Genomic DNA, 9,299 nt, shown 5'->3' on the forward strand with positions numbered 1-9,299 from the left:
TGGTATGGAGAATATTCTCTCTGGTGTTGTGGGAGCCGGAACCTCGAGTCTTGCCTCAATAGAGGTTGCAGGAGTGAGTGTTCTTGCCGTTTCAAATATCTCTCCCGGCAGTTCTGTCGATATTGCCTTCCGGGCAGCCGATGTAACGCTCCATGTTGGTGATGGCCATGCAGGTTCGGCGCAAAACCGTTTCAAAGCAACGATCACTGCCGTGATCCCTCTTGGCGGCCCCCTTACCCAGGTACATCTCAATGCCGGTTTTCCGATCATTGCCCTCGTCACGAGCCGCTCCGTAGAAGATCTTGATCTCTCCCCCGGTATGGATGTGGTTGCCGCTCTCAAGGCGAGTGCAGTCCGGGTGATTGAGAGAGTATTGAGCAGATAGTACTGGCTGAATGCCTGATGCCAGACCCCTGCAAGAGCGCCGATCTCTCCCCTTTCTCTTTCTGGAATAGTCACAAAAGGCGATCCTTTTCCCGCTATACAGTGAACCATATCCCATGGATGGCGGGATAGATCTGATTACACAGCATGTAGAGGCATTTCTTCAGGAGTCCGGCTCCCACGGGTTCGATCACACTGCCCGTGTCACCCGCCTCTGCCGGACTATCGGCATCCGGGAGGGTGCGGATATGGCGATCCTCATCCCTGCCGCCCTCTTCCACGATATCGCCCGCCCCCTTGAGGAGGAGACCGGTATCCCCCATGAAGAGCAGGGGGCGGAGATGGCAGAAGAGTATCTCCGGTCTGTCGGGTATCCCGGCGATATGATCCATTCAATCTGCCACGCAATCCGTGCCCACCGGTTTAGCTCGGGGATTGCGCCTTTTACACTGGAGGCGGAGATCCTCTCGGATGCCGACAAGCTGGATGCGATGGGTGCAACCGGCATCGCCCGGACATTCATGCAGGCAGGGGAGGAGGGCAGTGGCATTCCCGGGGCTGTCGCTCATTTCCATCTGAAGCTGCTGAAGCTGAAGGATCGGATGTATACGGAGACTGCCCGTGAGATGGCCGAAGAGAGGCATGCGTTCCTTGTCGCATTTCTTCGGGAGCTTGAGCGTGAGGAATCCGGGGATTAGAGGGCGTGAATGGCGATTCCTGATTCAGGCTGTGTAGAGCTTTAGTTATATATGCTTATATGACACAACAATCAGTATGTCAGTTGCCAGTACTTAAGCACACTCTCCTACACTTGATTCAATCCGGATGATCGAGGAGTTTGTTCAGGAGCATAGCGGTGAGTTCCGGCGGCGGGCTCTCTGGTCCTCCCTCCCACGGAAAATGATGTACCAGACCTTCAAAACCGCTATTGAGTACCTGATTGAATCAAACAAGATCACCCTTGATGCCAATGGAAAAGTCTGCTGGATATTCAACCCTGAACTCGTCCGGTATTATATGGCTCGTGAAGACCTGCGGATTCCTTTAAAAAAGGAGAATTAGTTCTTCACCACAAGATCTATTTTGAAGCTTCCCATTGCGATTAACTCCATATCCTCCATGGATACGTCGCTTATAATCGCCGGATACTGCCTGACAAGCCTGAAGATCGCAGCATCGTCCGGGTAATCGGGCTCGACGTTTGCATCGACGTTCTTCTGGATGACCATCCTTGTCGGGTCGATGTTGGTTCCATAGTATTGCCTGAAGGCTATCCGGTCATCTTCAGGGATATCGAACCAGTCGGCACCCTCGGCGACAGTCGGATCAACCGGCACCCACCCATATCCCGGAAGATAGTACTCTGCCCAGAAGTGGGGGCTTGGCGCATCCTGAAGGATCATCTGGTACCCGCCTGTGGCACGTGCAGGAATGCCGAGCGAGCGGCAGAATGCAGAGAAGAGCATGCTCTGGGTGCCGCAGTCTCCATGGCCTGTGGTGAACATATGGGTCGATTCAGCCACTTTCGGGGTCTTCGCATCAAGTGAGAGATGCGGGACATGGCTGTAGGGGTATGTGGTGATGATATGGTTGTATATCATCTGCGCCTGCTTGTGCGGGTTTGTTTCGCTTCCGACTATTTCACGTGCTTTATTCCGGATCGCGTCGTTTATCTCGATGTTCCGCTCAGTTCTTGTGTAGAGGATATATTCGGGATCGGCTCTGTCATATTCACCGACTTTTTCGGGGTCGATCACAAAGATCCCTTCATAGGAGCTGAATTTGATGTCGGCTGTTATGACCAGATCGCCTTGTATTGCCCCGACTGGGATCTCGTAGTAGATGATCCCGATCTCGTGATTGACATCCGGCCCATTTACGATATACTCAGGGTATGCCATGTTCGTGACCGAGACATCACGCTGGATATCAGTTGCAATTGGGTGCGGATACCAGATCTTCATGGTGCCTCCTGCCGGGAGATCTGCTTCTGCGATCGTTAGGTGCATCGTCCCTTCATAGTGGATCGGGTTCCTGTAAGGGAGTTCCTCTGCCTTCAGGTTGCCTGAACGGACATCATCTGCCAGTGCGTACCGGGACATAAATGCAAAGGTGAATGGCAGCTGTTGTTTCTGAAGGAGTTCAGGATGGGCATAGAGGTAGTTCTTTGCGGTATTAGAGAAGTAGAGGGTCTTGCCGTCAGAGACAAGTGTCTGGGCTTTGTCTGCGAGCCAGCTGTTGATCTCTTCTTCGGTGATGCCGGAAACCGCCTCTTTCAGGGCATCCCGTGCGGCGGCTTCATCCAGTGAAAACTCGCCATATGTTCGGATCGCCGTAAACATCGCATTCCGTGATGCAATTCCGGCATCAGGGAACCCATTGGCGAAATACCAGGCCGCCGATCCCTCAAATGCTGCTTCTGCAGCAAGGTAGTTCCCGGCTTCGTATTCGGCAAGCCCTCTGTTGTATTCCATCTCGCCGATGCTTGATTCCTGGTACACCGGCTGATCAGAGACACAGCCCGCAAAAGCGAGCAGAGCAATCATCAGGATGATGAGTGCGGGAAGGTGTATTCCAATTCGCATATGGGTAAAAGTCATGTATCTATATATAAAGGCTTTGGGATTAGAGGGATGCCGGTTTTCTCGCTCTCGATAGAGAATCGCTGGCGGGTAGCCTGTGATGGATCCCCTGATTCCGGGTCTATCTGATCCGGTACCCGCCTTCCGGCACGAGTATCCTGAACCGGGCCCCTTCCCCGACAATTCCATCCTCGGTTATGGTAATCGCGGTGATATCGAGGATTTCTCTGACAAGGAATAATCCAAAACCGGTGTTTTTGCCATATCCGCGTTCGAAGATTATCTCCTTCTCATGATCCGGGATGCCGGGGCCGTCATCTTCCCAGGTGATCAGCAGGCCCCCTTCTGTCTCTTCACATGAAATCTGCACACCGGTTGCCCCTTCTGCATGGCGGAGGGTGTTCTCATAGAGGTTGAAGAACGCCCTCTCGATCATCGGGTCTGCATAGATCGAGATGTGAGCACAATCACAGGCGATCGGGAGTTTTGTGTCATCGATTGATTCTATCAGGCTGCTGATGGTCTTCCATGAGGGGGTTTGTATCCCGAGCTGCTCATACTCGCGTGTGAACTCGATCTGTCTTTGAATTTCATCAGTTGCTGTTTGTGCCTGTTTCAGGTACTCTGTCAGCATCTCCCCGCCCTGTTCCTCCTCTGCCAGCCCGAGGTATCCCTTCACAATCATCACCTTGTTCAGGATATCATGGCGGGTGATGGAGGAGAGGAGCTGGAGTTTTGCATTTGTGAGCTGAAGTGCATCTTCTGCCTTTTTCCGATCAGTTATATTATGGCCGATACCCAGAATTGAAACCGGCTCACCCTCTTTATTCCTCAGGAACCGGACAGAGTTCTCAACCTTGATGATAGATCCATTCCCGCAGTACTCTTCGCTCTCAAACGTGATGGTTCTGTCCGGATCGGCAGTACCCGTGGCTTCATTCTCCATCTCGTGAGTAAAGAGTGCCATGATCTCTTTTATGGAGGCGGGAGTATTCCTCTCTTCAATCGGCATCGCAAGCGCCTCATCAACGGTGAATCCTTTCAGCTTCGTAACCGAAGGGCTGATATAGGTGAGATTGAGGTTCATATCGCTGATATAGATGGTATCTGCGGTATTTTCGGCGATAAGGCGGTATTTCTCCTCGCTTTGACGGATCACCTGCTGATCTTTCTCTATGAAATCGAGCATACCGTTTATCGAGGCTGCGAGCTCTGCCACCTCGTCATCACCGTCGATTCCAACTGATGCAGAGGTAGAAGAGCTGCCGGTGATATCCTGTACCTCCCGGTTCAGGCGGGTAATTCTTCTAAGGAAGAAGTGGTTGATGAGCAGATAGAAGAGCAATGCGGTGATGCCCGAGAAGATCAGAATCGCTATTACTCCCGACTCGTAGGCGAGAATCCCCCTCTGATAGATTGTCCGCTCCTGGGTTATCGAGAGCGAGACCACCGGCTCTCCGAAAATATCGGATACTATGGTTGATCCGGTGATGGTATCTCCCTCCTTTACGATGGAAAGAGATGGTTCGCCGGCTGGAAGGGGATCGTTCGGAATATCGGCAATTAGGATCGGATACCCGGTGAGAGCCGAGAGTTCTTCAATCCATCCTTCATCCATTGCACGTGCAAAGAGGAGGGTGCCCATGATCGGACCCTCTCCCCAGCTCATCCGGATCGGCCGTACTGCAACAAGCATCAGCCCGTCTTCGGTCTCAAAGATCCCGGAGAGCTCTTCGGCACCAGATCGGAGGAAGGAGTCGTGGAGTGTGTAGAGCTGCGGGGGAACCTCTCTCTCCTCACCCTCATCCGGGTCAAATCCACGCGCATATATGACCTTTTCATCCGGTCCGGTAAAGATCATTGCATTGAGGTTGAAATATTGAAATACTGATTCATCAAGGTTCTTCTGTTCATACTCAGGATCCATCCCCTGCACAAACAAGTACGTGTCATCCCAGTCTGACCAGTCCATCACACTTGTTGAGAGGAACTGTTGCTCCCTCTCAATTGACCTGATGGTCCTCTCCATCGTTGCTTCGAGGTATTCGTCTTCAAGATCGGCAAAATCATTGAGAATGAGCGTGTGGGTGGCAACACCAAGCCCCAAAACCAGAGCTGCGATTACGAGGACGATGATGACAATTATCTGGTTCCGAACATTCACCTACTCCACCCCCTGTCTGTTCTGCGTTTACAGTTTATTGGTCGCCGATGATCCGGTGCCTTGTACTGTCTGCATATCATCGTCTTCCTGGAATAATTATCTGTCTACATGATTCCGGAGCATGGGATAGTGCACCCGGTGATGCATCTGTTGGGTCATCTCTCATAATCGCGAGTGTCTTTGTTAGGATCTTATTGTCTGAATCCAGGAATCAATACAATTCCCTGAACAATTCGAAACCACTTTACCTCTGTGGATGAAGAGCATGTACCAGGTACTATGGACACGAAACATTCACGCACCAGGGATCGGGAGATCGTCAACAGGTGGGCGGTGGCGGAGATTAATGGTGCTGTCTCCGATCTTCTCTCCGGGAAGGGGCTGCTGCTGCCGGATGCCGACAGCTGCATCGGCTATTTCTATGTGGATCATGAAGAAGGCATTCTCTTCCGTATCCATTCATTGTGCCGGCGCCGTCCCGATACGCTGCCGGAGATCATTCACCATTTTAAAGATCATGGCGAGGGCCTGATCATCATCTCTGATGACGTGGGGTCATATACACTGCTCTCAGGTGAAGATCTGCAGAATCTCCCGATTGTTGAAGAACAGAGATGGATGCTCTATTACGAACCGGAGATGCTGCACACATTGAGAAAGAGAGTGGATATCGACAGGTTCAGGGCCCCTGTGTATTTTGATGATGTATCGGTTTTGCTTTTCACCACCGACAAGGTCATCCAACCCGAACTTGTCTGGGTTCGCCTGAATAGCCAGTCAGAGGATGGCATGTCGTTTCAGGGAACGCTCTTAAATGAGCCGTATTCGGATTATGGCGTGCATGAAGGGGGCATGCTTACGGTCCGCTTAGATGAACAGGAGGGAGAGTGGGTCCTGGTGGCAGAAATCGACTTTGAGTAGCGGTCTTTTCCCCCCATCGTCTCTCTTTTACGGGTTACTCTACTCCTGCCGGCTGATTGTGATGATGCTCCCTACAACAGATTCGGGGTCTTCATCGGAACACGGTATTGTGTTATCGGCATACTGCTCATAGAGCGGCACCCGGCTGTCATACATCCCGCGGAGGGTCTGGTTCGGCAGGAGGACAATTCCCCGTGTGGTGATGTTTCTGATCCTTTTTTCCATCTCTGAAAAGGAGATCTCCAGGTAAACGACCAATCCAAGTGATTTCAGGTGCTCCATCGCCGCCCTGCTCCAGACGACGCTCCCGCCGGTTGCGATCACGGAATTTCGGGGGTGAAGGGAGAGGATCGCCTCCTCCTCGATCTGCCGGAATACATCGGGACCGTCTTCATCAAGGATCTCCTGGAGCCTTCTTTCGGTCTGCTGCTGGATCAGGATGTCGCAGTCGATGAACTGCATGCCGAGCGTCTTTGCCAGGATGACGCCGACGGTGCTCTTCCCGGCACCCGGCATGCCGATGAGGATGATATTTTTGTGGGGGTGGATCATCGGGGATACTCCTCTTTCTTCTTCTCGTCTCTGCTTGTTTTAGGGTTCATTATCAGAGGCTTTTATCTCTGCTTCCTGAATCAATTTGTCAAAATCGCTTTCATACAGCCTGTCCTGAATAATCCTGAATTTTTCAAATTCTGAAAGCGCATGCTCTTTTGCAGCTTCGGCAGTTATTCTACCGGCATTTGTAAGCAGTTCTCTCTCATCGAATTCCAGGAAGGCATCAAGGCGGCTACTCCAGTCTTCCATTGTCATTGGAATCCTTCGTTTAGCACGGTCTTCTGCAAGATCAAGCCAGGCACTGACTATTCTGCTGAGTGACTCAATTTCAGTGGAGATCAGGTAATTTTTGGTGACTGTAACGTCGGTTCTCAGAATTTTACCTCCGGGGCTGTTCTCCCATGTTGTGAGCCCCATGTTTTCCTTCTCACTTTTTGACGCTCCACTATCAGTTCAGCGGCAGTATGTCCGTGTATTGCGAAGTGGAGTTTGTTCTGGACTTTTGCAAAGAATTCCTTTGTTGTGGGCGCATCGGGGCTGTAGTCGAGGCTTGTTGCATAGATGTCTGTAATCTTTTGGTAGAACCTCCGCTCGCTCAGGCGTATTTCACGGATTTCGGCGAGGAGATGCTCGAAGTAGTCCACACTCAGGAAACTTCCGTTCTCCATTCTTTTTTTATCGATTACATACCCTTTTATTGCAAAATTTGTAAGGATCTCTGTTGCCCACTGGCGGAATTGTGTGGCTCTTTGTGAATTTACGCGGTATCCGACAGAGATGATTGCATCGAGGCTATAGTGGTCGATAGTTCGTGTAACCTCGCGGTTTCCTTCTGTTTGAACTATCCGGAAATTCCGGATAGTTGCCTCTTGTGACAATTCTTTACTTTCATAGATGTTTATCAGGTGCTCATTTACCGTTCTAACGTTGACATCAAAGAGTACTGCCATCATCTTCTGGCTTAGCCAGATTGTATTGTCCTCATACCGGACTTCGATTGATTCTTCACCAGATGATACAGTGAAGATTAAAAATTCGGCGGTGCTGTTTCGTATATGTTTTTTATTCTCCATGTTTGGACACTACCTCCGATATTTTTTGATGCGGATTTTGGATTGCAGCCGATTTGAACTGTCAAGTATTGCTTGATAGTTGGATGTATTGTTCTTTCTACCGGGGGGTGAAAATGATACTGATTCTTCTTCACTATTTTCTGATCACTCTCAGCTTGTTTTCCGGTGATAGTATGGTGAAGTTCCATCATAAAATCATCAGGTTGCTATTGAGTTAATCGAAAAACTCTTTGCTCTAACAGGCAGGCCGGATGTGTGGATGTCTTTCATGGAGATCGCACAGACCCCTGCTCTTCAGTTGTTAAGTTAGGAAAATGTGTACATCTCCCACATAATTGGTTGCAAAAATGTGTACAGAACGCACATATTATAAACTTAAAAGTGCAAAGGTCATTTCATGAAGCGATTCATATACGATACTTTGCTCACATGGAAAGAGAGTGGGGATCGTAAGCCGCTGATTATTGAAGGTATTCGCCAGTGCGGGAAAACCTGGATATTGAAGCATTTTGGCGAGGCGGAATTCAGCGATGTCGCGTATTTCAACTTCGAATATGACGGGCGGCTGCACAAGGTATTCGAGGGCGACCTGAATGTTTCGAGAATTATCAAAGACCTCGGCATTCTGAGGAACAAATCCATCCATCCCGGAACAACCCTCCTCATATTAGACGAAATTCAGATCTGCCCCCGTGGAATAACGTCTCTGAAATATTTCTGCGAAAACCTGCCACAACTCCATGTTGCTGCTGCCGGCTCCTTGTTGGGTGTGGCTATTGCACAGATGGGAAAAAAAGTCTCATTTCCGGTTGGCAAGGTACAGATGCTGAAAATGTACCCTCTGAGTTTTCCGGAATTTCTCATTTCAAGGGATGACGAGCTCCTGTTCAAGTACCTGAATGAGTTGTCTCCCGATGAACGGGTGCCGGATGCCTTTATCGGCAGGCTGGAAGAGGCATATCGTGAATACCTGATAACAGGAGGTATGCCCGAGGTTGTCAGCTCATGGATGCGAAACCACGATATCGGGCTTGTTGAAACGATACAAAGCGAGATTCTTAGTAATTATGAGAAGGATTTCGTGAAATATGCGTCTGTATCTGAATTTCCAAAACTAACCCTTATCTGGAATGCAATCCCCGCACAGCTTGCAAAGGACAATCAGAAATTTATATTCTCTCATGTAAAGCAGGGGATGCGTGCACGCGATCTCGAAGATTCACTGCAATGGCTGATCTCAGCAGGGCTTATCTATAAGGTTGAAAAGATTGAGCGTCCCTATATTCCGATTCCAACATATGGTGACAGTACCTACTTCAAGATTTATTTCTCCGATGTCGGGCTTCTCCGCAGGATGAGCAGGTTCCCACCAGATGTTGTTTTTGATACTTCTCCTTTGACCGCCGATATGCGGGGGATTTTAACGGAAAATTTCGTCCTGACAGAATTGATTGCACATAACTTCCACCGGCCTTATTTCTGGAAATCCGGTGGAATGGCTGAGGTTGATTATGTCATCCAGGAAGGCGTTGATGTCATTCCAATAGAGGTTAAATCAGGAAAGAAGACTCGTTCCAGAAGCCTTGCAGAGTATCGGAAGAAATACAGCCCCCGTATTAG

General features: G+C 49.9%; 8 protein-coding genes and 1 pseudogene. 5 read left to right on the forward strand and 4 right to left on the reverse strand.

Translation table 11 applies throughout. The annotated features are described in order from the left end of the window. The 3 genes from QCH34_RS02295 to QCH34_RS02305 form a co-directional block, all read left to right on the forward strand. Positions 1-385, forward strand: a 385-nt coding sequence (locus QCH34_RS02295) for a TOBE domain-containing protein (RefSeq protein ID WP_300329437.1), incomplete at its 5' end; no start/stop codon positions are given. A gap of 115 nt (positions 386-500) precedes the next feature. Next, the gene (locus QCH34_RS02300; RefSeq protein WP_300329440.1) at positions 501-1,082 is read left to right on the forward strand and encodes an HD domain-containing protein; all 582 of its coding nucleotides are present in this window, start codon (positions 501-503) and stop codon (positions 1,080-1,082) included. Positions 1,083-1,209: 127 nt separating this feature from the next. Continuing rightward, complete coding sequence (locus QCH34_RS02305; RefSeq protein WP_300329443.1) at positions 1,210-1,446, forward strand: hypothetical protein; 237 nt, start codon at positions 1,210-1,212, stop codon at positions 1,444-1,446. Here the strand turns inward: QCH34_RS02305 and QCH34_RS02310 are convergent. Next, a complete protein-coding gene (locus QCH34_RS02310; protein ID WP_300329446.1) occupies positions 1,443-2,969 on the reverse strand; it encodes a transglutaminase-like domain-containing protein in 1,527 nt (508 codons plus the stop codon). The two genes, QCH34_RS02305 and QCH34_RS02310, sit on opposite strands and share 4 nt — an antisense overlap. A gap of 118 nt (positions 2,970-3,087) precedes the next feature. Next, positions 3,088-5,130, reverse strand: a complete 2,043-nt coding sequence (locus QCH34_RS02315) for a CHASE4 domain-containing protein (RefSeq protein WP_300329450.1) — start codon at positions 5,128-5,130, stop codon at positions 3,088-3,090. A gap of 279 nt (positions 5,131-5,409) precedes the next feature. Between QCH34_RS02315 and QCH34_RS02320 the strand changes: the two genes are divergently transcribed. Then, complete coding sequence (locus QCH34_RS02320) at positions 5,410-6,051, forward strand: hypothetical protein (RefSeq protein ID WP_300329453.1); 642 nt, start codon at positions 5,410-5,412, stop codon at positions 6,049-6,051. Between the two features lie 39 nt (positions 6,052-6,090). On the opposite strand, the gene QCH34_RS02325 is transcribed toward QCH34_RS02320, so the two are convergent. Together QCH34_RS02325 and QCH34_RS02335 are read right to left on the reverse strand one after the other, a co-directional pair. After that, positions 6,091-6,603, reverse strand: a complete 513-nt coding sequence (locus tag QCH34_RS02325; protein WP_300329456.1) for a shikimate kinase — start codon at positions 6,601-6,603, stop codon at positions 6,091-6,093. A gap of 39 nt (positions 6,604-6,642) precedes the next feature. Then, positions 6,643-7,679 (reverse strand): annotated as a pseudogene (locus QCH34_RS02335) (virulence RhuM family protein). A gap of 397 nt (positions 7,680-8,076) precedes the next feature. Between QCH34_RS02335 and QCH34_RS02340 the strand changes: the two are divergent. Continuing rightward, the coding region (locus tag QCH34_RS02340) for an AAA family ATPase (RefSeq protein ID WP_300329464.1) at positions 8,077-9,299 on the forward strand (1,223 nt) is incomplete at its 3' end.

This window comes from Methanocalculus sp., from assembly GCF_029762515.1.
In the GTDB taxonomy this organism is placed as follows: domain Archaea; phylum Halobacteriota; class Methanomicrobia; order Methanomicrobiales; family Methanocorpusculaceae; genus Methanocalculus.